This is a genomic window from Yersinia massiliensis, from assembly GCF_003048255.1.
Taxonomy (GTDB): Bacteria; Pseudomonadota; Gammaproteobacteria; order Enterobacterales; family Enterobacteriaceae; genus Yersinia; species Yersinia massiliensis_A.
The window spans coordinates 253,186-274,824 of the sequence record NZ_CP028487.1; the positions used below are offsets into that span (position 1 = coordinate 253,186).

The following is a 21,639-nucleotide window of genomic DNA, read 5'->3' on the forward strand; positions in this document are numbered from 1 at the left end:
TCGCGTCCCGATCTACCAGTTCACCTTCAATCCAAAGCCCTGGTCGCCACAGGCCACGCCGCTGTTACTGCTGGCGTTGACGCGCGGGGTAAACTGATACCCCGTCACTCCGGTATCATGGTTGTTTAGCGTGATGGTACAGCCCGCGGAGTTGGTCCCGTCCAGTGCCCAGTGCATATCGGTGGCCGGAACATTGGCTGTGATGTCCACATTGCCCGCATCAAACAGTTTCACGGTGTAAAGCACCCCCACCTTCGGACTGTCGCCACTGGTCAGGATGTCCACGCCCAGTGGGTCCTGAATTTCGGCCCGTACGACCTGAGCACTGCTGGGGGTAAAGTTGAGCGTCTGGGGCGCGGTTATTCCGTAGGCCCCTAGGTCAGCCTGCACCTTAAAGGTGCCCGGCAGGGTACTAACCAGTTCAGCCACATAGTGATTGATGCCGCTGCGTACCTCGGTCTGTATGCGAACCAACTGGACACAGGGCTGAGGGACGCCCAATCCATCCACCGGACAGGCGGCGTCTGGGGCAACCCAGTCCACGGGGGCACCACTGGTGTCGGTCACCCGCCAAGTGGGGGTGAGCAGCGGGTCATTGATGGGCTGTCCCTGGTGGTTCACCAGATGGGCGGCGAGGGACAGGGTGTCGATGGCCAGACCGGAGGCGGGGGCGCTGTTCGCACTTTCCAGCACCAGTTGACCCTGACGCTGCTGACCCACCAGAATATCGACCGGATTCGAGGTGGCTTGGCGGCCTTTCTCATCCACCACGGTGAGGGCCAGTTGATAGCGGTTGGTTGCTGTGGAGGCCGGGTCCCAGGCTGGAAGAGTGATTTGCCACCCCTGCGGGTTATCGAGTCCGGCTGTCGCCAGCAGGGCTAGCGGGACGACGTCCCCCTGCCAGCTCACGCCAGTTATCCGGTATTTGCCGTTGACCAGAGGCTGCATGATATGCACGTCCCCTTCCAGCAGAGTGGCCGGAACAGCCGCTAGGTCCAGCATCAGCAAACCGGCTTTTTCTTTGTACTCCAAGACGATGTCATAATTACGGTCAACCCGATCATAGCGACTACCCATCAGTGTGCGCATGGCCGCAACATTGCTCGGGTCAAGCTGTTTGTTCAGTGGGGTGCCTATCTGGTAGTTCATTTGCAGGTCAACCTGAGCTTCGTTGTGTCCCTGCTGACCCTCCTTGTGACTGACCTTCAATGTGGCCAGCGGGAATGGGGTGTAATCCAGTCCCAGCGTGACCGCTCGCGGGTCTTTTTGCAGGTGATCCTTGCCGAACAGGGCAACTTCATCGCCATAGTATTGTTCGTACACCGCCGAGGCCCCCAGATGTGGGTAAGCGGGCAGGTAGCCCTGCAGCCGGACATCAAACCCTTTTGCCGGGCGCTCCAGATAATCATCAAAATCTTTGGAATCTTTCCAGCCAGAAAGCGGGTGGTAATAGTTGGTGGCCAGTCTCAGAGACTCAGTCCACAATTCCGCCCCCAGACCCAGACGACTGTGGTTGCGGCTGAAGTCCTGATCAAGGAAGGTGTTGTAGCCGAGCAACCAAGTGCCGCGGTCCCAACGCAGACCGGCGCCGAAGTTACCGATGGTGCGGTTGTCTTGGTCATGAATGCCAACTTGAGAGAAGGCCACTATGGCGTCATTCTCATACCAGGGGGTAAACAGTGAGAAGGTGCTTTTACTGAAATCGCCGTGGTCATCGACGGCAATACTGACCTGTGCCTGACCAAACTTCCCCAGCAGGTCCTGTGCCTGCTGTTGCAACGGGGTCATGACCTGAGATTTTGCCCAGCTTCCTGCCTGATTTTTGACTTGGCTCTGAGTCATGCCATTCCAGTCTTGGGCACCCACACTTTGCAAGGTTCCAGCCACCTTCATTGCGCCCGCCTCTGATGGGGGCAACGCGTCATTACCCATGCCCAGTTCGGGCAGGTCGCTGACTAACACGCCGCCGGTGGGAGGCTCGGTGGGAAACAAGGGGGAGCTGGCTGGGAGCAGCAGGCTCTCACCGGCCTCTAGAGTGTCGCGACGGTCGAGGCTGCCGTGGTTGAGGTGACGCAGTTCGGCCATTTGCAGGCCACTTTGCAGGGCGAGCTGGTAGAGGCTGGTTCGACTTTCTACGGTATAGAGGCGGGTGGCGGTGGCCTCGGCATGGCCGGTAGCGGGTAAGAGTCCCAGAGCGAGGAGGCCACTTCCTGCAAGCACTGAGGCAATAACAGAAAGGCGAGGGGGGTTTATCATTGACTCAGTTCCTTGGATTAACGGGGGTCGTCGCCTCCCGGTTAACAATGGGACGTTATTCTCCGTGGAGAAAGTGCGGACCCCTGGCGATTATTGTTGTCTTTCTTTAGTCTGGTGGTTGTATGGCAAAATAAGGACAGTCCGGCGACTTATTACGCCGGTTAATATGTATTAATAGACGCGCAGTGAAGTAAGTTGACCTCTTTTAACGTGGTGACTTGATTCATCATTACAGGCGGATTCGATAATTAACCCGACAGAAATGACTATCGAAGAATTAATCCTCAATATCGGCGGGTACGTATCCATTTCAAATTTAATACCCTATCAATACATTATTTTTGAGCCAGTTTTAGATAATCTAAACGATATGATGACGTTACATTACTTTCCGATTTCACAGGTCATTCAATACGATATCTGTATAAGTCACTATCAATGTAAATGACTGTGAATGTGATGATACACGATCTAATAATCTGTAATAACCATTTTATTCAGATCTAAACTCTACGTCACAACATTTGTGCGGGATATAACTTCGTTTAAACGATTAATGTGCAGTTATTTAGATCGCATTTACCAAAAAATGCACTTTTATATTTCAAATGGGGAATTTAATTCAGATGATTATCTGTTTATGGGATGTTCTAAATATAAGGTAATTCTGAGGACGATTCCTACAAAAAGGTTAATGAGCACCTTATTGACTTTTTTGTGATACATATTTTATCGCTAATTCCGTCTAAAAAGCACAAGAAATAGGGGCTTTTCCTGTCTCGGGGGTTAACGTAACATTATCATTAATAAGGATATATTCTTAGGTGGAATCCATGGCTAACATTTTGGCTACAAAATATCTACATACTTTGAATCCCAGTATTATCTTAAAACAAAAGAATATTAATGTAGTGCTCCGTCTGCTGATAAATAGACGCGCTATTAATTCAGTCTCTAGACGATTAAACTGCCAAGGTGAATAAAACATGGAGGGAATTAAAATTAACAATTGAAGGTAATCATTCTCATTACTGATACCAGTATTGGCAGAGCCTCTCATATTATTGTAAATATATGTATAGTTAAAATGTATGATGGGGTTCATTTATGGGGTAAAGGTATAGGTGATGTGTTTATTCAGGGGTGATAACTTGAATTACTGAAAGCAAATGATATAAATTAAGTCTATTGCTCTTTGACGAACAGATAAAGAGGGCTTATATCATTAGATTGTATATATAGCTGTTGTCATTGTTAAAGTTGAATGCAATTAATTAACACATAAGGTCGATAAAACTTCAGTCTGTTTCAGCGTGGCTGTTCACACCCGTCTATAGGGATGAAATGTTCACTTATGATAAATATTATTATTTTCAGTCGTTGTGACTTAATTCGTTTTGCGCTGATGCAAACCGTGAATGATATCCTGCAGTCAGTTTGTGGAGGCAGAGGGACAGACATCACGGTGTGTCGTTCCTTGGGGGATTTTCAGGAGAGGATGAGGCGAGGTAGGTCACCGGTGGGGATTTTCGATGTTGATGGTGTTTCGGTCCCTCATCAGATGGCGGTTTTTCATGGTGTGCATTGTCCCCAACAGTCGCTGCTCATTTTTTGCAAGGAGGCTCGAGATACGGTGGTCTTCGATGCGTACCGGCATGTTTCGGCGCAGACCCTGAGTAAATGTGACTCGATAGTGCGTCTGAAGGCGGCGCTTCAGCGGTTGATTTTTGCTGGGGGGGTGACAGAGGCAGCTCCCCGATGGATGGCGGAGGTATCAGCCCCTGTGGTATTGACCCGAAGAGAGGCTGAGGTTCTGCCTTACATCGTGTTAAATGTCGCCAACAAGGACATTGGTATTTGTTTGGGTATTGGGCCTAAGACGGTTTATGGCCACAGGCAGCATATTTACGCAAAATACGGGGTTGATGGTCCACGTTTGTTAAGGGAGAAACTGGCGGGGAACTGAGCAACTGTCTTGAACGACAAAAATGCGACAGAACCGCTTAATGTGACACAACCACCTCTCAGGCTGATTACCAACTGACACGCAGTCCCACTGTCCCCCCAAGAGCATAATTGTTACCCATATTATGGGGGGCGGTCAGCAGGTTAACATTGCCGTAAAGAACATAACGCCCATTTTGCCATTCTTGGGTGACTCCTGCCCCTATACCGACCGACTGGCGCTCATCTCGGGCAGTAAAATCAACCCCAGAAACTCGAGTCTTGGTTCCGTTAAGGAACTCGTTATACAGGTCGAGGTTGGTGTAGAAATGGGCGCGGCTGGTTGTGCCATCTTTAGCGACCCACGCGGTTTCTTTATCCAGCGAGACACCGGCTCTGGCGCGCAGACTGTCACCCTCCTCCAGAGACACCTGGCTGCCATAGGGGTCGCTGAAGGGATCGAAATTCACCCGTGAGTAGATGAGTTGTATCTGGGGTGTCAACGAGAGTCCGTTACCCAGAGAATAACGCTTGCCGGTTTCCAATGACGTCGCATAGCCACGACCACGGTTGCCGTTGGCAACGGCGTGCCCCTCCGTGCCGGAGTTTACGTCACTGTCAAACCACAGGGTTTGTACCTGCCCATCCACATACACACCGTCATTGCCATACCAGGTCAGAGAAGCACCCAGACCATAAGCCGATGTGTCAATTGAACCATAACCAAAGTAAGAGTTAATATCCGCGTCTGCCTTGCCATAGGTGAAGTTTACCCCTCCGATCAGCAATGAACCGTCCTGACTCTGATGTAACGGCACATCTATCCCCGTCTGGAGTTTCCACACATTGATGTCACGCGCCGAACTGCTGGTCGAGCTGGCAGGGGACGTGACCTGATGCTGACCGTCGATACGGCCCCATGCCCACGGGGTATCATCAAGGTTGTTTGGGGCCTGTTCTGATACGGCCTTTTGTGACCAGTAATGATTACCGACCCGCTGTTGTAGTGTCGGTAGCGTATTTAAGGCGGCCAATATCTGAGGATATTGCTCATATAATGGCACCCCCGCCTGATAACGTGGGCCAGAACCCCCGTCTGGCTCCTGCGGCTCTAGCGGGTTGTCTAAGGTTGAAAAGAGGTACCAGTCTCGCCCCGCCGTTGCGGCATTCCCGCTGGCATGCAGGGTATAGGCATACGCCCCCCCAATAACAGCCTGCTGACCATCGGCAGTGATGTAATCGCCCGCCAGTGAGAAGGTGTCATCCGCTGCTAGTCCACCGACACCAATAATATTGATACCGTTGACAGTTTGAGCCCCGAGGCCACCGAGATTGGTGACTTTAACGGCAGTGTTGCCATCCGCATTGCCCATAATGGCCAGATGGTCTGTCGGAGAATTATCATCTCCGAGTTGGGTCTCGATATGCAACTGACCGGTATTACCCGTATAATTTCCAGCGACAGTAAGGGAACCCACAGAGGACATGCCTGGAGCTACTATCCCCGCATTAACGGTACTGCCGACGATCCCCTCTCCAGCCAAGGTGCCAGTTGTCGCGACGAATACATGACTGGCGGCAATATTGCCCGTGGCGGTGACGGCCAATGTTCCCTGGTTGATAAGGGTATCTCCCGTATAGGTGTTGACCGAGTCCAGTGTCAGTGTACCCATCCCCGTTTTAGTCAGAGACCCGATACCGGAGATGACGCTATTGGCGCCAATGTCAAATCCGTTGGAATCGATGGTACCCCCACCGGCCAACAGTTCGAAGACGCCTGCCCCAGTGAAACTGATGAAATTAGCATTTGAGGCGCGGGCTTGCAGTGTGCCATTATCAAGTGACAGGGTTCCCTGACCAAAAATCTGTCTGGCACTGACCAGACCACTATTTTCAATCAACAATGTCCCGTCGCCGTCTCCTCCCACGGTCAAGTTGTTGGCATTATGCCACTGTGATCCTGTGCCACTCACCGTTACCACGCCGACACCGGTAGGATATAAACCAATGTAACTGTTCTTCATCACAGACACTAAACCACCATCGACGATATTCAGTGTGCCGTTGCCTTGGAATCCCGTCGCTATTCCAGCCATGATATTCCACTGCGATCCAGGGCCAGTTATTGTGACAGCGCCTGTGCTACTTGCTCGATAGCCGATAATGCCGTCATTTCCCGCGATAGCTATACCGCCATTTTCAACCAGCAACGTACCACTACCTTCACTGCCTACATTAATATTGGAAGCGTTTATCCATTGCGATCCAGAACCGGTTATTGTGACGTTTCCTGTACTCCCTACTAGGTTGCCAATAGCATTTATTACTGGAATGTCTGGGGTACCAGGATCCTCATCTGACACGATACCGCCATTGGTGATAATAAGTGTTCCGCTGCCTAAATGGCCCACATTCAAAACACCAGAATTGTTCCATTTCGATCCCAAACCATCGACGGTGGCTATTCCTGTCGCACCAGCATTGTAACCAATAAAACCATAGTCACTTGATACCCTCCCCCCGTTTGAAATATGAAGTTCTCCGTTTGTGGTGACCCCCACTGTCAAATTACCGCCGGCATCAAAAGGTGAGGCTTCTGAACCTGGCACCGTCATTATCTGCCCACCATCAATTGTCACTGCGGCATACGTAGTCCCCTCAATCAGCATCAATAAAAATGCAATGACTATATATCTGGCAAAAAGGGAGTAATGAACCTGGCATGATTTTCTTTTAACAGAAGAAGTCAATAAATGCTTCAAGTCAGGATTATTGCGGTGGCTTTCATCGGCAGCGGAGCCTGACAGCGCTGAATGTATAGGAGAAAGATATATAGGCATCGTAATGTACCTATTAAATGAGGGGGGACTTACTGTTAAGTATATTATTCAAACCGACGCCGGTGAAAATATTCTACAAAATCGAAGAGAGTATTATTCAACCTTGCTTCATTCGGAAAAATGCGGTCGTAACGCTCTCGATATGCCTCCCATTCTTTCTGATCACGCTGAATCTCGTCACTTCTTACTTCGCCAAATACCATGATGCGGTTGCCGCTGCCAAGCCATGGCTGAAACGGTATGCATGACACTGAGATGCGCGAGTATCCGCCGCAAATTACGTTCCATTTCAGAAAGTTGTGTATCAGAGGCCACTTGAGGTAATTGAACAAAGTCAGTGTCTCCACCAAGGCTGTCAGATTCCAACCGCTGCTGGCATTGCTGAATCGCCATCTCGCATAACTGCAAATAATCCGTGGCTTGTTTGGTGCTCATCATCAAATGAGGGGTGCCGGCAGATGGCGTGGATTCAATGGAAAGGTGTTTTCGCGTCAAGATAGTCATCTCATTGATATGGGCCGCAATCAGCTCACTATGGGTTGCCCATAGCTGCATATCCGCCAAATATTGAGAGTTGAAACCCGGTTCTCGCATCGCCTGATTCAGCGAGCTGAGCACGGCATTACTGGCTTTATTGACCTGAATGCGATCATAAGATAGCTGGGCAACATCCGGTGGCGTCGGCGCTAGCAGTAAGCGTAGGATATTCTGATAAGCGCTCAGTGCCTGATGGGCATTCTTACGCAGTAACCCGTTTTGCCACTGTGGCCACAGCCATAATGCGCTGGCAAAGGCCAGTGCGCACCCGATCAAAGTATCCAGTAGACGTGGGACTAAAAAGTCAGCCCCCTCGCCTGTCAGCAACTGCAAAATATACACCGCTGTGATGGTTCTACCGATGACCGATAGCCCGTAGTTCTTACGTTGCACAAGCGTGGCTGCCAATGTGATGAGCAGCATAATGCTCAGTGTCGTCCCTTCCGGCATACGTAGATGCAATAAGCCCGCGGCTAAAATCAGCCCGACCAAAGTGCCGAGGGCGCGGTGATGAATGCGGACTCTCGTGGCGTTATAACCGTTTTGCGTTACCAGCATCACGGTAAGTAAGATCCAGTAGGGTTTTGGCAACTGCATCAATGCCCCAATATAGCTGCCAGCGGCTAGTGTGACGCCTAATCGGGCTGCATCGCGCAATGCTGTGGAGTTAAACGACAGATAGCTGACGATCGCGGACCATAAGGGTTGCTGTTGTTGCCCTGACATCAGCTCACGATCGTACAGGGGACGTCGATTACTCAGAAGTTGGTCAATTTGGCGGATATGGTAGTAGCAAAATTGTGCCACAGGATTATCGGGGTGCTGCTGGGCGATCTCCTCTAGCTCAATGAGTGCATCGCCGGTGGTGAAATGGTTTGTCGCATGATGATGATAGAGAATGTCATCAGCAATAGTGCGCAACTGAGCCACGATAACTTGGGCGTTGCGGCTCAAGACGGCTTCAATTTGACTGTGTTCCACCAATGCTTGTACTTTCTCCGGCTGATTCAGCGCCGCAGTAACATGCTCCTGCAGATCGAGCGCCATCTGAAATAACCCCAACAGCCGTTTTTGCTCTTTCTTCGTCGCATTTTTAATAAGATTAAATTGTTGATAAAGCTGATTAATTTTATCCATTATCTTTTGCTGTCGATCGAGCAGCGGCGGGAGGGCTTTTTCTGGCTCTATATGCTGTGATAAAAAATTATATTTAGCGTCACAATAATCTGCTAGTAAATCATATAGTTGACTTAGAGGCTCGCGAATGGGCTGGTCTTTGCAGAGCCGAAACCACAACCAATTAAAGACGCCGTACCAGAGCGTTCCTACCGCGCACAACAGTGGCGCTTGCCAGATAGGCGCACGGTCCACCATGCTGAGGCTAAAGATGGCGGCAATTAACGCGGCAGGTAATAAGCGGCCATGGAGCGGGCTGATCGCGCCATTAACACCGAGCAGCAGCGCCAGCCCTAACATGATCCACGGCAAGGGAATGTGCCACAGCAGTAATTGCTGCGTCAGGAAGCTGGTCAACGTGAAGAGTGCGCCACCAATAATCAGACGGCGGAAAAAATGCTGATGGGGAGTATCCAGCGCCGCAATATTGCAGCAAGCAGGGATCAGAGCAAACATCAATCCGAGCCGCAGCTCGCCAAGGGCAAACCCGAGGGCGGCGGGAAGACAGAGCACCAATGTTTGGCGTAACGCGTAGTTCACTTCAGGATGATAAATAACCCGTTGCCATTTCATGTCGGCCCCAGAAATTTATGGTTTACAAACCTGCGTGAGAAAACCGGTACCGAGAGTTTCGGCACCGGTTTTGAGGGAATTAACGAGTGCCGTAAACGACAATCGTTTTACCGTGTGCGGAGATCAGGTTTTGATCTTCCAGCATTTTTAGTATCCGCCCCACAGTTTCGCGGGAGCAGCCAACGATTTGACCAATTTCCTGGCGGGTAATTTTAATCTGCATCCCATCGGGGTGGGTCATGGCATCAGGTTGTTTTGCCAGATTAAGCAGTGTTTGTGCAATACGCCCAGTCACATCAAGGAAAGCAAGGTTACCCACTTTCTCGGATGTAATCTGTAAGCGGTTCGCCATTTGCGAAGACAGGCGCATCAAGATATCTGGGTTGACCTGAATCAGCTGACGGAATTTTTTGTAAGAAATTTCAGCCACTTCGCAGGCAGTTTTTGCTCTAACCCAAGCACTACGCTCTTGGCCTTCTTCAAATAATCCAAGTTCACCGATGAAATCCCCTTGGTTTAGATAGGAGAGAATCATCTCTTTACCTTCTTCATCTTTGATAAGCACCGCAACGGAGCCTTTCACGATGTAGTAAAGCGTTTCGGCCTTTTCACCTTGGTGAATCAGCGTACTCTTCGATGGGTATTTGTGAATATGGCAATGAGACAGGAACCATTCGAGAGTCGGGTCTGTTTGTGGCTTGCCGAGAACCATTCGCTGTTATCCTCTGTTGTTATCGCAGCCTAACTAAACAGGGCTCAGAGTTCCCTGTACGGCGTGCTTATAAAATACACTTTCTTTATACCCACCATCTTGACGCCTGTTGGGTATAGCATATTAATTTGCTCAACTGCCGAAAGGTATAGCCAAGATACCTACTGGATAGAAACCTTACACTGAGTATCGATCACTACCCAATTTAATTCTAGAAACAATACTTTCGGTTCTGTTTGTAGCACAGGATGAGGTCAGTGTCTTGTGTTGTATCGCTTCAGCATGATGAACATCGGGTTACATTGCGACTTTATAAATGAAAGGGTAGTCTGGATCAGAAAATTTAACTGGGAGCGAGCGTTATGCAGGCACGTGTGAAGTGGGTTGAGGGGCTGACATTTTTGGGTGAATCAGCGTCAGGGCATCAGGTTTTGATGGATGGTAATGCCGGTGATAAGGCACCCAGCCCGATGGAAATGTTGCTGATGTCAGCAGGTGGTTGTAGCGCGATTGATGTGGTCTCTATTTTGCAAAAGGGGCGTAATGATGTGCGCGATTGTGAGGTCACACTCACCTCTCAGCGCCGTGAAGAAGCGCCGCGTCTGTTTACGCAAATCAATTTGCATTTTATCGTTAGCGGTAAAGGTCTCACCGACAAAATTGTTGAGCGTGCAGTGGAATTATCAGCAGAGAAGTACTGCTCTGTTTCTCTGATGCTAGGTAAAGCAGCGACCATTACCCACAGTTTTGAAATTCGTGACGTCGCTTAAGCGTGTTTTTCGTCCTTGAAGCTGCAGGAGGTTGCATCCGCTCACCCCAATCACTGACTGAGGTCAGTTCATTGGGATAAGTCCGCTTGCCGCCGCCTTGCAGTTCCAATCGCTATGATGCGTAAAACCAAGATGTCTACGTAAAGCGTTAAATGATTTTTTTGCCTTCCAGCAGTTGCTGCACCAACGGGGCCATAATCAGCTCCATTGCTAATCCCATCTTCCCGCCCGGCACCACCAATGTATTGATATTGGAAATAAACGAGCCTTGTAGCATTGCTAACAAGTAGGGGAAATCAATCTGATCCAAGCCACGGAAATGAATAACCACAAAACTTTCATCCAGCGACGGGATGGCTTTCGCGGCAAAAGGGTTTGAGGTATCGACGGTCGGCACGCGCTGGAAGTTAATATGAGTGCGTGAGAACTGCGGCGTAATGTAGTTGATGTAATCCTCCATGGAGCGTACAACGGAATCCATCACCGCTTCACGGGAATGGCCACGTTCACCGGTATCGCGCACCAGTTTTTGAATCCATTCTAGGTTGACGATGGGTACCACCCCTACCAATAAATCGACATGCTTTGCCACATCGTGATGTTCAGTCACGACACCGCCGTGTAGCCCTTCGTAGAACAGCACATCGGTAGGTTCAGGCAAGGGTTCCCAGGGTGTAAATGTGCCGGGAATCTGGTTATAAGGCACCGCTTCATCGTAGGTGTGTAAATATTTACGTGAACGGCCTGTGCCGTGTTTGCCGTATTCCGACACACTCTGCTCTAACTGACCAAAATCATTGGCTTCTGGGCCAAAATAGCTAATATGCCGGCCTTGATCCCGTGCTTTACGGATGGCGGCATCCATTTCAGGGCGGGTATAGCGATGGAAGCTGTCACCTTCGAGTTCTGCCGCGCGGATATTCAACTGCTGGAATATTTTACGAAACGCCAAACTGGTGGTGGTCGTCCCTGCGCCGCTTGAGCCAGTAACGGCTATAACCGGATGTTTAGTTGACATATTAACGGTAACTCCATGGGGTAAGCGCCTCAGTGGCCAAGCGGCATTTGCCAGTATTTTTATCGATAATGGTTATTCTTAGGGCAAATCGTCTGGCTTGTCATCTTGATTTTCATCAAAAATTCTCATCGTCAGGCTATAGGGTTATGAGTGTTCTTCTGCATCCGCGCGGAATGAACCACGGGGCATAATATTGATGGTTTCGTGTAACTCGGACCACACCAAAACCACGTCACCACTCACTAATTGGCGGCGAACATCCTCAACTTTTTGTGCCAATGAGCGTTCATGCTCGCCGTAATCCGTGCCTTCACGCAGCACAAAGGCTTCTAGCAAATTATCCAGTGTATCAGCGTCGATTTGTTGCCAAGGAATGATCATGAATGTTGTTCCAAATAAGGGGAGAGCCAGGCAGGAATGCGTTGTTCCAGCCACATTTGTGGGTGCTTCAATGAACCGCCGACAAAGCCGACATGGCCGCCATGCTCAGTTAACTGGTAATGAATATTACTCGGTAACGTATTGAGATTAGGAATAACCTCGTCGGTCATAAAGGGATCATCTTTGGCATGAATGATCAGTAGTGGAATCTTAATCTGCGGCAACAGGGGGAGGGCGCTGCAACGGCGATAATAATCTTGCGCGTCATTAAAGCCATGTATTTTCGAGGTGATGGCATCATCGAACTCCCTGACGCGCCGCAATGCTTTCAATTGTGGCAGTGCTAGCGGCAAACTATCGGGATAACGTAATAATTTACGGGTGGCATTTAGCTTGAGTTGATCAAGTAAGTAGCGCTGATAAACCCGTGAAAAACCATGTTCCATACGATTGGCGCAAGGCTCTAGCATCAAAGGTGCTGACACCACCACAGCGGCTTGCAATAAATTGTCCTGCCCTGTTTGGGCTAACTGCCCTTGCTCGGCTAAATACATCGCCAGCATATTGCCGCCTAATGAGACGCCAACTGCGGCTGTTGGCACTTGGCCATAGGTTTCCCGTAGCCAACGCAGGAAAAATCGTGCATCTTCGGTTTCACCGGAGTGATAGATGCGCGATTTACGATTCGGCTCTCCACTGCAACCTCGAAAATGCATGACGACGCCCAGCCAACCTTCCGCTTGCCATGCGTGCAGTAAGCCGTGCGCATAGGGGCTGTAAAAGTTTCCTTCCAGACCATGGAAAAGCACCACACGGGGCTTCTCGCGTGCTAACGCAGGATTTTCACTCCAAGCCAAATCGACAAAATCGCCATCGGGTAACTCGAGTCGCTGCCAAAAAGGTTGCAGCTGTACATGCCGCCTAACTAGTCTCGGCAGCAGCGTTTGTAGATGTGGATTACTGGCACCGGCCAGTGGACGAAACGATTCATGCATAAGTTGAATATAAATCATGTTGTTGTTCTTGTTTGATCAATAGCACACTGTTAGCTTCGTGGGTATATCGCGCATCATTTTGGGTGAGAGGCACCCGTCTCATGGAACTGAGTTTATTTCTTTCAATGGTAGGTTTTCTCTGGGTTGCTGCTATTACTCCTGGCCCGAATAATATGTTACTCACCTCCGCAGGGGCCAACTTTGGTTTTATACGCTCTATCTGGCTGATGTTGGGCATTATGTTAGGGATGCAGAGCATGCTGCTGCTGGTCGCTTTTGGCGTCGGCGGGCTGATTCTGGTCTATCCTTCTCTTCACTTGATATTAAAGATTTTAGGTAGCCTGTATCTGCTGTGGCTGGCATGGAAAATTGCCACTTCAGCCTACGAAAAATTAGAAACTAATGTCGCGCCGCCAAAACCGCTACGTTTGTATCAGGGTTGGTTACTGCAATTTCTTAACCCCAAAGCGTGGTTGATGGGGTTAGGTTCAGTCGCCAGTTTTAGTATGGCCGGTGCCGCGTATAACCACTCTATCGTCATGATAAGTTTAGGGATGTTTATGGTGAATCTGGTAGCCGGTATCATCTGGCTAGGATTCGGCACCCTCATTGGCCGCTTGCTGCGCAGCCGCCGTGCTTGGTTTACTTTTAACATCTCAATGGGCTTGCTGACGGCGGCCTGTGTATTGTTGATTTGGCATTAATCAATCACCGGAGCTTATTGATGTCCAATAACTATTTTCATGTTGATGCGTTTGTCGGGGCGGGGCTTTCCGGTAACCCCGCTGGCGTATATTTGCTGAAACAACCGTTGTCTGCTGAGCAAATGCAGCGTATCGCCGCCGAGATCAATCTGCCGGAAACCAGTTTTGTCTGGGATGAAGGGGACAAGTCGGCGATTCGATGGTTTACGCCTGAACGCGAGGTTGATTTATGTGGCCACGGTACCTTAGCCGCCGCACATGTCATGTTCACCATGGTGAACCCCGGTTTGCAGGATATTTGCTTTCGCAGCGCCAGTGGGGATTTGTACGTCAAACGTGATGGCGAAAACTTTGGCCGATTGGCACTGAATTTCCCCTCATTGCCCCCTGAGCAAATCGCGATTCCGGCTGAGTTGAGTCGCTTGCTTGGTGCTGAAATCCAGCAGGTGTGGCAGGCTAAATCCTTGCTGGTGGTACTGGAAAGTGAGCAGCAGGTGCGGCAGTTACAACCCGATATCGCGGCTTTGATTGCCGATACGGGCCGAGGTGTGATTGTGACGGCACCCGGTGATAACGTGGATTTTGTCTCACGCTATTTTACCCTCGACAGCACGGAAGATCCGGTCACCGGTTCGGCGCATTGCACATTGATGCCCTATTGGGTTGCTCGACTGGGCAAAGCGTCGCTGCATGCTCACCAGATATCCGCGCGGGGCGGCGAGCTTTTTTGCACGTTAGCGGGCGATCGCACTTTAATCGCGGGTGAATCCCATATTTTCCTCAAAGGGGAAATTACACTTTAGTTAACTGTTTGTTGCCAATAAGGATTCATTTATTGGTTAATTTGTTATCGCCAAAAGGAATAAAGAAGATTTTTTTATTCCTTTTGTCATATTACTCCTTCAGGTAACACTGTCATCTCAGCGCGCCGAGCGCGCTTCGGGTCGCAACAACAGCGAATGAGACAGTTAACTGAGCGGAGTCAACCCATGGCGATAACCTTTTCTTCAACGCGTCTTGCCCCCGCAATTCGTCGTTTCTTACGGCCCACGGGCGCACTCTTGGCACTGTCATTAACCGCGACCAGTGCCCATGCCGTCGATGTGACCGTGGCATACCAAACCTCCGCTGAACCGGCAAAAGTCGCTCAGGCGGATAACAGTTTCGCTAAACTGTCTGGTGCCAAGGTCGATTGGCGTAAGTTTGACAGCGGTTCCAGCGTGGTTAGGGCGCTAGCGTCCGGTGATGTACAAATCGGTAATATCGGTTCGAGTCCACTGGCGGTGGCCGCAAGCCAAAATGTCCCGATTGAAGTCTTCCTGCTGGCCTCACAGCTGGGCAGTTCTGAAGCACTGGTGGTGAAGAAAGAGATCAAAACGCCACAAGATCTTATCGGCAAACGCATTGCAGTGCCCTTTATCTCCACCACCCATTACAGCCTATTGGCCGCCCTCAAACATTGGGGCATCAAGCCAGATCAGGTCACCATCCTCAACTTACAACCTCCCGCTATCGCCGCCGCTTGGCAGCGTGGGGATATTGATGGTGCTTATGTTTGGGCGCCCGCCGTTAACGAACTCGCAAAAACCGGTACGGTGCTAACGGATTCCGCGCAAGTAGGTCAGTGGGGCGCACCAACGCTGGATGTTTGGGTAGTACGTAAAGATTTCGCTCAAGCCCATCCTGAAGTCGTGACCGCCTTTGCCCGCAGCGCATTAGCCGCACAGGGGGCTTATTTGGCGCAACCTGATCAGTGGCTGAAAAATGAACAGAATCTGAATCAGTTAGCGCGTCTCAGTGGAGTATCCGCTGATCAAGTGCCTGAACTGGTGAAGGGCAACACTTATCTGCCGGTGGCTGAACAAATCACACAACTGGGTCAGCCGGTGGATCAGGCCATCCGTGACACGGCCGAGTTCCTCAAGCAGCAAGGTAAGATCCCGCAAGTGGCCAGTGATTATCGTGCTTTTGTCACTGACCGCTTTGTGAAAGATGTTCAGGCGACGCCACAGTCTTAGGAGCCAACATGCTAAACGTGCGCGGCCTGTGGGCCGAATATCAGGGCAAACCTGCCTTACAAGATGTGTCACTACAAATCGCATCTGGAGAGTTGGTCGTGGTATTGGGGCCATCGGGCTGCGGCAAAACCACATTATTGAATTTGATTGCAGGGTTTATGACCCCTTCAGCGGGCAGCATCACGCTTGATGGTCAACCGGTTGATGGCCCGAGTGCGGAACGGGGTGTGGTATTCCAGCATGAGGGATTGTTGCCATGGCGCGATGTGGTCAGCAATGTGGAATTTGGCCTGCAATTAGCGGGGGTCAGCCAGTCTGCACGACGCGCCACAGCCCTTAAAATGCTGCATCGTGTAGGGCTAGCGGGTTTTGAGCATCACCACATTTGGCAGTTGTCTGGTGGTATGCGTCAACGAGTGGGCATTGCCCGCGCACTGGCTGTCGATCCACGCCTATTGCTATTAGACGAGCCCTTTGGTGCGTTGGATGCTTTCACCCGTGAGCAGATGCAGGAACTGCTACTGACCATTTGGCGTGATACCGGTAAACAAATTCTGCTGATTACTCACGATATTGAAGAAGCCGTATTTTTGGCCAGCGAGCTATTACTGCTGTCACCGGGGCCCGGTCAGGTGGTTGAGCGATTATCCCTGAATTTTGGTCAGCGTTATGCCGAAGGTGAAGCGTGCCGCAGTATTAAATCTGATCCTGAATTTATCGCCCGCCGCGAATACGTGTTGGGCAAAGTCTTCCAACAGCGGGAGGCGCTGGTATGAGTCTACATGGAACATTACGCGACAGTGCTTTAAGTGGCAGTGCTTTACGCGATCCCGCGTTGCCGCCGCACTCTGCCTCAGATGCATCAGCGGCGCACTCAGTCGCTAAGAAACCCCTTCGCCATCGCAGCGTAGCGGCGAAGAGATCGGCTGTTAATGGGCGAGCTGCCAATGGATTGTGGCTCAGTATTGGCACGGTGATTATCTTAGTGGCGGTGTGGTGGGCAGTCACGGCATTACAGCTGATTAGTCCGTTGTTCTTGCCCGCGCCGCAGCAGGTATTGCATCAATTACGAGTGATTGCCAGCGCGCAAGGGTTTATGGATGCCACGCTATGGCAGCATCTATCCGCCAGTTTAGGGCGCATTCTGGTCGCCTTATTCGCCGCTGTAGCGCTCGGTGTGCCGACCGGCATTGCGATGGGACTCAGCCGCCGAGTACGTGCCATCTTAGACCCGTTAATTGAAATCTATCGCCCCGTACCGCCGTTAGCCTATTTACCGCTGATGGTTATCTGGTTCGGCATCGGCGAAACTTCAAAAATTTTACTGATTTATCTCGCGATATTCGCCCCTGTGACATTGGCCGCCGTGGCGGGCGTTCGCAGTGTGGCGCAGGTACGCGTCAGGGCAGCCCGCGCATTAGGGGCCAGCCGCTGGCAGGTTTTACGCTTTGTCGTATTGCCTAGCGCGCTACCTGAAATTTTAACCGGTATCCGCATCGGGCTGGGCGTTGGCTGGTCAACCCTCGTCGCAGCAGAGTTAATCGCAGCCACGCGCGGATTGGGCTTTATGGTGCAATCTGCCGGTGAGTTTCTTGCAACAGACGTGGTGATTGCCGGTATCGGCGTGATCGCCATAATTGCTTTTGGGATGGAATTAAGTTTGCGGGCGATTCAGCGCCGCTTAACCCCTTGGTATGGAGCACAGCAATGAATGAACGTTTGGTCGTCACCCCATTAGGGCCGCATATTGGCGCGCGAGTGGAGAATATTAATATTGCCCGCCCACTGGGCGATGGCCAGTTTGAGCAGCTTTATCACGCGTTACTCAAGCATCAAGTGCTCTTTTTCCGCAATCAACCTATTACGCCGTTACAGCAACGAGAGTTGGCGGGGCGTTTTGGTGATTTGCATATTCATCCGGTTTATCCGCACACCAAAGAGTGCGAAGAGATTATCGTGCTGGATACCCACGATAATAATCCACCCGATAATGACAACTGGCACACCGACGTCACCTTTATCGAAAACCCGCCATTAGGCGCGATATTGGCGGCTAAACAGTTACCGGCGACAGGTGGGGATACCTTGTGGAGCAGCGGTATTGCTGCTTATGAAACGCTCTCTGCACCGTTTAAGCAGTTGTTGGCAGGGTTACGGGCAGAGCACGATTTCACGCACTCCTTCCCCGAACACAAGAATCGCGCGACGCCGGAAGAGCATCAGCGTTGGTTGCTGGCAAAAGAGAAGAATCCGCCGCTATTGCATCCCGTGGTGAGAACGCATCCGGTCACTGGGCGTCAGGCCTTGTTCGTCAATGAAGGATTCACCACTCGCATCGTTGATCTGAGTGCGAAAGAGAGCGATGCGATACTGCGTTTTCTTTTCGCTCACGCCACTAAACCCGAGTTTCAAGTGCGCTGGCGTTGGCAGCAAGATGATGTGGCGATTTGGGATAACCGCGTTACCCAACACTATGCAAATGCTGACTATTTGCCGCAGCGGCGGGTGATGCACCGTGCGACAATTTTAGGTGATAAGCCAGTATATCGGCCTTAACTGACTAGCTCATTTTCCAGTAGCTGTCGTGCTGCGGTCTCGACAGCATCCACTGTGATATCTTCGACCTGTGGCCCCGCATGCAAGAGAATATGGCGAGTTAAGGGGAACCAGCGTAAATACTTTTCTGGCCGAGACTCAAACAAGGCGACAACGGGTATCTGCAACGCTGAACTGATATGAACCGGTGCACTGTCAGCTGAAATAACCATATCCAATTGGCTTACTGCGGCAACGAGCTCATCGACTGAGGGGGTTAACAAAAAGCGCCCATTAATACTGGCTAACTGCTGCTCACTCGGTGGTTCTTTAGGATCATATAAAATGACGATATCGGCATGAACACTGAGTTTCAATGCCAGCTGTTGCCACTTTTCCCAGCTCCAGCGCCGCTGCGGGGACTTATTGGAGATGAATAACCCGATCCGTGGGCGGTTTCTTTCACCTAATTCTGACTGCCATTTTGCCTGTACTACTGGATCGGGGTAGATAAATAATTTGAGATTATTGATATCCACAGCACCCAGTTCGGGCAGTAGGGTAAAACCAGAGAGTGTTTCATGACGAATGGGGCGGTTAGCAACATGCTCGGGATTGCGATCATCAAACTCAGTAGCAAGGGTATGCCAACGATTATCAACGGCATTCAGCTGCTTGGCGAACTGAATACTATTTTTGTTCAAACCGCCGTTAGGAATCACAAGCAGGTCAAAGTGTGAACGTCGTAATCGCCATATCAGAGCCAAACGATCAAAAATGGCCTGAATCCTGCCTGGCTTTTGATTTCGTTCACATTGCTTACTATAAACGTAGGTGTGGACTACGCTGACATCAGGGTTGCGCGCCAGTGCTTCTCGATTGTATTTGTTGGCTAACACGTGAATTTCAGCCAAAGGCCAGCGCTGTTTCAGTGCATGCAATAAAGCAGTTGTGCATATCATATCGCCAAGGAAATCAATTCGGATGACCAAAATGCGCTGCATTGATACTTCTCCCAGAAATGGTTTTATGCCTAATTAGACATTAAAACCTTCTATCTTAAATAACCGATGATATTGCAGATTACTCCGCCTCAAATAGCTTGGTGATGTTTTCCAGCTGTTCCTGCGCGTCCAACCACTGCATTTCTGTCTCTTCCAGCTTGGACTTCACCTGTAGCTGCTGCTGTAAACATTGGGTCAAGTCTGCCTTGCGGGCAATGTCGTACAAGGCAGAATCTGCCAGCTGTTCTTCGATGGCAGCCAGCTCAGTGCTGAGCTTATCCATCTGCTTTTCCAGCGTCATAATCTGCTTACGTAATGGCTGGGTCTGGCTGCGGAATTCAGCCTCACGGCGTTTTTGGTCTTTACGCTGCTGAGCGCTATTGCCCGAAAGCTCTTTGGCAGGGTTATCTTGCTGGCTTTGCTGGCGCTGTACATCCACCAAAAACTGCTGGTAATCCTCTAGATCGCCATCGAACTGTTCCACTTTGCCATCGTGCACCAAATAGAGATCATCAGTGGTAGATCGCAGCAAATGACGGTCATGGGAAACCACCACCAAGGCACCTTCGAAATCAATCAGCGCCTCCGTCAGGGCTTGACGCATATCGAGGTCAAGGTGGTTGGTGGGTTCATCCAGCAGTAGTAGATTAGGGCGCTGCCAGATAATCAGTGCCAAGACCAATCGCGCCTTTTCACCGCCAGAGAAGCGAGCAGTGGGGTCGGTCACTTGATCGCCCTGAAAACCGTAGCCACCTAAGTAATCACGTAACTGCTGTTCTGGCTCTTTAGGGGCCAAGCGACTCATATGTTGTAGCGGGGATTCATCTGCGCGTAAGAATTCAAGTTGATGCTGAGCGAAGTAACCCAGCTTAATGCCTTTGGATAGCCCAATTTCGCCGCTTTGTGGCTCCAACGTACCGGCCAGCAACTTGATCAGCGTGGATTTACCGGCCCCGTTGCGACCCAGCAGGCCGATACGCGATCCTGGTACCAAGTTGAGCTTGATGGACTGCAAAATAGTTTTATCGCCGTACCCTGCACTGACCTTTTCCATCCGCAATAATGGATCTGGGAGACTCTCAGGCGTGCGGAAACTGAAGTGGAATGGGTTATCCACATGAGCAGGGGCGATAAGCTCCATGCGTTCAAGCATTTTGATTCGGCTCTGTGCCTGTTTTGCTTTGGTCGCTTGGGCGCGGAAACGGTCGATATAACTTTGTAAATGCGCAACTTTTTCTTGTTGATGCTGATACATCGATTGTTGTTGCGATAACTTAGTGGCGCGCTGGCGTTCGAAGGATGAATAGTTACCGGTATATTCATTCAGCGTCTGCTGTTCAATGTGTAAAATCTTATCAATAATAGGATCAAGGAAATCACGGTCATGGGAGATCAACACCAGTGTACCGGTGTAGCTTTTCAGCCATTTTTCCAGCCAGATAACGGCATCCAAATCCAAATGGTTGGTCGGTTCATCGAGCAGCAGCAGGTCAGAGCGGCAAAGCAGCGCCTGTGCCAAGTTTAAGCGCATGCGCCAACCACCAGAGAATGAGCGTACCGGCTGTTGCAATTGATCTTGAGAAAAGCCTAACCCGTTGAGCAAACTGGCGGCGCGTGGCTGGATAGTCCACGCATGGATGGCATCGAGCTTGCCGTGGACGGTGGCGATGGCATGACCGTCATTTTTCTCATTGGCGACCTGAAGTTCAGCTTCCAATTGACGATATTCACGGTCACCGTCGATAACATACTCTATCGCCGGAATATCCAATGCGGGGGTTTCTTGATTGACCCAGGCCAGCGCCCAGTTGCTAGGAAAAGTAGCGTTGCCCCCATCGGCGCTCAGTTCGCCTTTGAGCAACGACAGCAGAGTGGATTTACCGCAACCGTTTTTGCCGACTAACCCAACTTTTTGGCCAGGGTTAATGGTGGCAGTGGCGTTGTCCAGCAAGACGCGAGTACCACGTCGAATTTGAAGCGAAGAAAAAACAATCATCAGAGTGCCGTATGTTTAGAGTATGTTAAATTGTTATCCCCTTCGTCCTTGACGTTGTAGGGGGCATTCGCGGCGCTCATTCACCCGAGCCACTGTTCATCGGGGTTAGCGCGTTTTGCCTGACTGCAACACCAATCGCTTTGGGTATAAATCTTAGTCTTTTTAGTCTTTGCGAAGCAT

At 50.5% G+C, this 21,639-nt stretch carries 16 protein-coding genes and 2 pseudogenes; 8 read left to right on the forward strand and 10 right to left on the reverse strand.

The annotated features are described in order from the left end of the window. Positions 1 to 12 precede the first annotated feature (12 nt). Complete coding sequence (locus tag DA391_RS01055; RefSeq protein WP_108087273.1) at positions 13 to 2,256, reverse strand: inverse autotransporter beta domain-containing protein; 2,244 nt, start codon at positions 2,254 to 2,256, stop codon at positions 13 to 15. A 1,354-nt stretch (positions 2,257 to 3,610) separates the two neighbouring features. Between DA391_RS01055 and DA391_RS01060 the strand changes: the two genes are divergently transcribed. Beyond that, positions 3,611 to 4,222 carry a helix-turn-helix transcriptional regulator gene (locus DA391_RS01060; RefSeq protein WP_050083059.1) on the forward strand — a complete coding sequence of 204 codons (612 nt, stop codon included), beginning with the start codon at positions 3,611 to 3,613 and terminating at the stop codon, positions 4,220 to 4,222. Between the two features lie 67 nt (positions 4,223 to 4,289). Here the strand turns inward: DA391_RS01060 and DA391_RS24660 are convergent. The 4 genes and pseudogenes from DA391_RS24660 to crp form a co-directional block, all read right to left on the reverse strand. Continuing rightward, a pseudogene (locus DA391_RS24660) lies at positions 4,290 to 5,906 on the reverse strand (autotransporter outer membrane beta-barrel domain-containing protein); the annotation flags it as partial. 225 nt (positions 5,907 to 6,131) lie between these two features. Continuing rightward, positions 6,132 to 7,040 (reverse strand): annotated as a pseudogene (locus DA391_RS24665) (hypothetical protein); the annotation flags it as partial. A 177-nt stretch (positions 7,041 to 7,217) separates the two neighbouring features. Then, positions 7,218 to 9,326: a YccS/YhfK family putative transporter gene (locus DA391_RS01070; protein ID WP_057645131.1), complete on the reverse strand. Its 2,109-nt coding sequence runs from the start codon at positions 9,324 to 9,326 to the stop codon at positions 7,218 to 7,220. A gap of 79 nt (positions 9,327 to 9,405) precedes the next feature. Beyond that, a complete protein-coding gene (gene crp, locus DA391_RS01075) occupies positions 9,406 to 10,038 on the reverse strand; it encodes a cAMP-activated global transcriptional regulator CRP (protein ID WP_002212297.1) in 633 nt (210 codons plus the stop codon). A 362-nt stretch (positions 10,039 to 10,400) separates the two neighbouring features. On the opposite strand from crp, the gene DA391_RS01080 reads away from it, so the two are divergent. Beyond that, complete coding sequence (locus tag DA391_RS01080) at positions 10,401 to 10,808, forward strand: OsmC family protein (RefSeq protein ID WP_050083064.1); 408 nt, start codon at positions 10,401 to 10,403, stop codon at positions 10,806 to 10,808. A gap of 148 nt (positions 10,809 to 10,956) precedes the next feature. Here the strand turns inward: DA391_RS01080 and DA391_RS01085 are convergent, their stop codons facing one another. The 3 genes from DA391_RS01085 to DA391_RS01095 all read right to left on the reverse strand — a co-directional run bounded on the left by DA391_RS01085 (position 10,957) and on the right by DA391_RS01095 (position 13,202). Further along, on the reverse strand, positions 10,957 to 11,826 hold the full coding sequence (locus DA391_RS01085; RefSeq protein WP_050083066.1) for a phosphoribulokinase: 870 nt from the start codon (positions 11,824 to 11,826) through the stop codon (positions 10,957 to 10,959). Between the two features lie 144 nt (positions 11,827 to 11,970). Then, the gene (locus DA391_RS01090; RefSeq protein ID WP_050083068.1) at positions 11,971 to 12,207 is read right to left on the reverse strand and encodes a YheU family protein; all 237 of its coding nucleotides are present in this window, start codon (positions 12,205 to 12,207) and stop codon (positions 11,971 to 11,973) included. After that, positions 12,204 to 13,202 (reverse strand): hydrolase, encoded by a 999-nt coding sequence (locus tag DA391_RS01095; RefSeq protein WP_050874137.1) that lies wholly within the window; start codon positions 13,200 to 13,202, stop codon positions 12,204 to 12,206. The genes DA391_RS01090 and DA391_RS01095 overlap by 4 nt, the downstream gene beginning before the upstream one ends. 101 nt (positions 13,203 to 13,303) lie before the next feature. Between DA391_RS01095 and DA391_RS01100 the strand changes: the two genes are divergently transcribed. The 6 genes from DA391_RS01100 to tauD all read left to right on the forward strand — a co-directional run bounded on the left by DA391_RS01100 (position 13,304) and on the right by tauD (position 18,480). After that, a complete protein-coding gene (locus DA391_RS01100; protein ID WP_108087275.1) occupies positions 13,304 to 13,906 on the forward strand; it encodes a LysE family translocator in 603 nt (200 codons plus the stop codon). 20 nt (positions 13,907 to 13,926) lie between these two features. Then, entirely contained in the window at positions 13,927 to 14,709 is a 783-nt protein-coding gene (locus DA391_RS01105) for a PhzF family phenazine biosynthesis protein (RefSeq protein WP_057645126.1), read from the forward strand. 186 nt (positions 14,710 to 14,895) lie between these two features. Further along, entirely contained in the window at positions 14,896 to 15,924 is a 1,029-nt protein-coding gene (gene tauA, locus DA391_RS01110; protein WP_050083071.1) for a taurine ABC transporter substrate-binding protein, read from the forward strand. Positions 15,925 to 15,932: 8 nt separating this feature from the next. Beyond that, entirely contained in the window at positions 15,933 to 16,700 is a 768-nt protein-coding gene (gene tauB / locus DA391_RS01115) for a taurine ABC transporter ATP-binding subunit (protein ID WP_019213281.1), read from the forward strand. After that, positions 16,697 to 17,635 (forward strand): taurine ABC transporter permease TauC, encoded by a 939-nt coding sequence (gene tauC, locus DA391_RS01120; RefSeq protein WP_057645120.1) that lies wholly within the window; start codon positions 16,697 to 16,699, stop codon positions 17,633 to 17,635. The genes tauB and tauC overlap by 4 nt, the downstream gene beginning before the upstream one ends. Continuing rightward, positions 17,632 to 18,480: a taurine dioxygenase gene (gene tauD, locus DA391_RS01125; protein WP_050083074.1), complete on the forward strand. Its 849-nt coding sequence runs from the start codon at positions 17,632 to 17,634 to the stop codon at positions 18,478 to 18,480. Before tauC ends, tauD begins: the two co-directional genes overlap by 4 nt. On the opposite strand, the gene DA391_RS01130 is transcribed toward tauD, so the two are convergent. Continuing rightward, positions 18,477 to 19,463: a glycosyltransferase family 9 protein gene (locus DA391_RS01130; RefSeq protein ID WP_108087276.1), complete on the reverse strand. Its 987-nt coding sequence runs from the start codon at positions 19,461 to 19,463 to the stop codon at positions 18,477 to 18,479. The genes tauD and DA391_RS01130 overlap by 4 nt on opposite strands. A 79-nt stretch (positions 19,464 to 19,542) precedes the next feature. Further along, a complete protein-coding gene (locus DA391_RS01135; RefSeq protein ID WP_057645115.1) occupies positions 19,543 to 21,459 on the reverse strand; it encodes an ABC transporter ATP-binding protein in 1,917 nt (638 codons plus the stop codon). Positions 21,460 to 21,639 lie beyond the last annotated feature (180 nt).

Bases quoted from the DNA above. Each gene is read 5' to 3' on its own strand.
- DA391_RS01055 (WP_108087273.1), bottom strand. From the start codon at position 2,256: ATGATAAACCCCCCTCGCCTTTCTGTTATTGCCTCAGTGCTTGCAGGA.
- DA391_RS01060 (WP_050083059.1), top strand. From the start codon at position 3,611: ATGATAAATATTATTATTTTCAGTCGTTGTGACTTAATTCGTTTTGCG.
- DA391_RS01070 (WP_057645131.1), bottom strand. From the start codon at position 9,326: ATGAAATGGCAACGGGTTATTTATCATCCTGAAGTGAACTACGCGTTA.
- crp (WP_002212297.1), bottom strand. From the start codon at position 10,038: ATGGTTCTCGGCAAGCCACAAACAGACCCGACTCTCGAATGGTTCCTG.
- DA391_RS01080 (WP_050083064.1), top strand. From the start codon at position 10,401: ATGCAGGCACGTGTGAAGTGGGTTGAGGGGCTGACATTTTTGGGTGAA.
- DA391_RS01085 (WP_050083066.1), bottom strand. From the start codon at position 11,826: ATGTCAACTAAACATCCGGTTATAGCCGTTACTGGCTCAAGCGGCGCA.
- DA391_RS01090 (WP_050083068.1), bottom strand. From the start codon at position 12,207: ATGATCATTCCTTGGCAACAAATCGACGCTGATACACTGGATAATTTG.
- DA391_RS01095 (WP_050874137.1), bottom strand. From the start codon at position 13,202: ATGCATGAATCGTTTCGTCCACTGGCCGGTGCCAGTAATCCACATCTA.
- DA391_RS01100 (WP_108087275.1), top strand. From the start codon at position 13,304: ATGGAACTGAGTTTATTTCTTTCAATGGTAGGTTTTCTCTGGGTTGCT.
- DA391_RS01105 (WP_057645126.1), top strand. From the start codon at position 13,927: ATGTCCAATAACTATTTTCATGTTGATGCGTTTGTCGGGGCGGGGCTT.
- tauA (WP_050083071.1), top strand. From the start codon at position 14,896: ATGGCGATAACCTTTTCTTCAACGCGTCTTGCCCCCGCAATTCGTCGT.
- tauB (WP_019213281.1), top strand. From the start codon at position 15,933: ATGCTAAACGTGCGCGGCCTGTGGGCCGAATATCAGGGCAAACCTGCC.
- tauC (WP_057645120.1), top strand. From the start codon at position 16,697: ATGAGTCTACATGGAACATTACGCGACAGTGCTTTAAGTGGCAGTGCT.
- tauD (WP_050083074.1), top strand. From the start codon at position 17,632: ATGAATGAACGTTTGGTCGTCACCCCATTAGGGCCGCATATTGGCGCG.
- DA391_RS01130 (WP_108087276.1), bottom strand. From the start codon at position 19,463: ATGCAGCGCATTTTGGTCATCCGAATTGATTTCCTTGGCGATATGATA.
- DA391_RS01135 (WP_057645115.1), bottom strand. From the start codon at position 21,459: ATGATTGTTTTTTCTTCGCTTCAAATTCGACGTGGTACTCGCGTCTTG.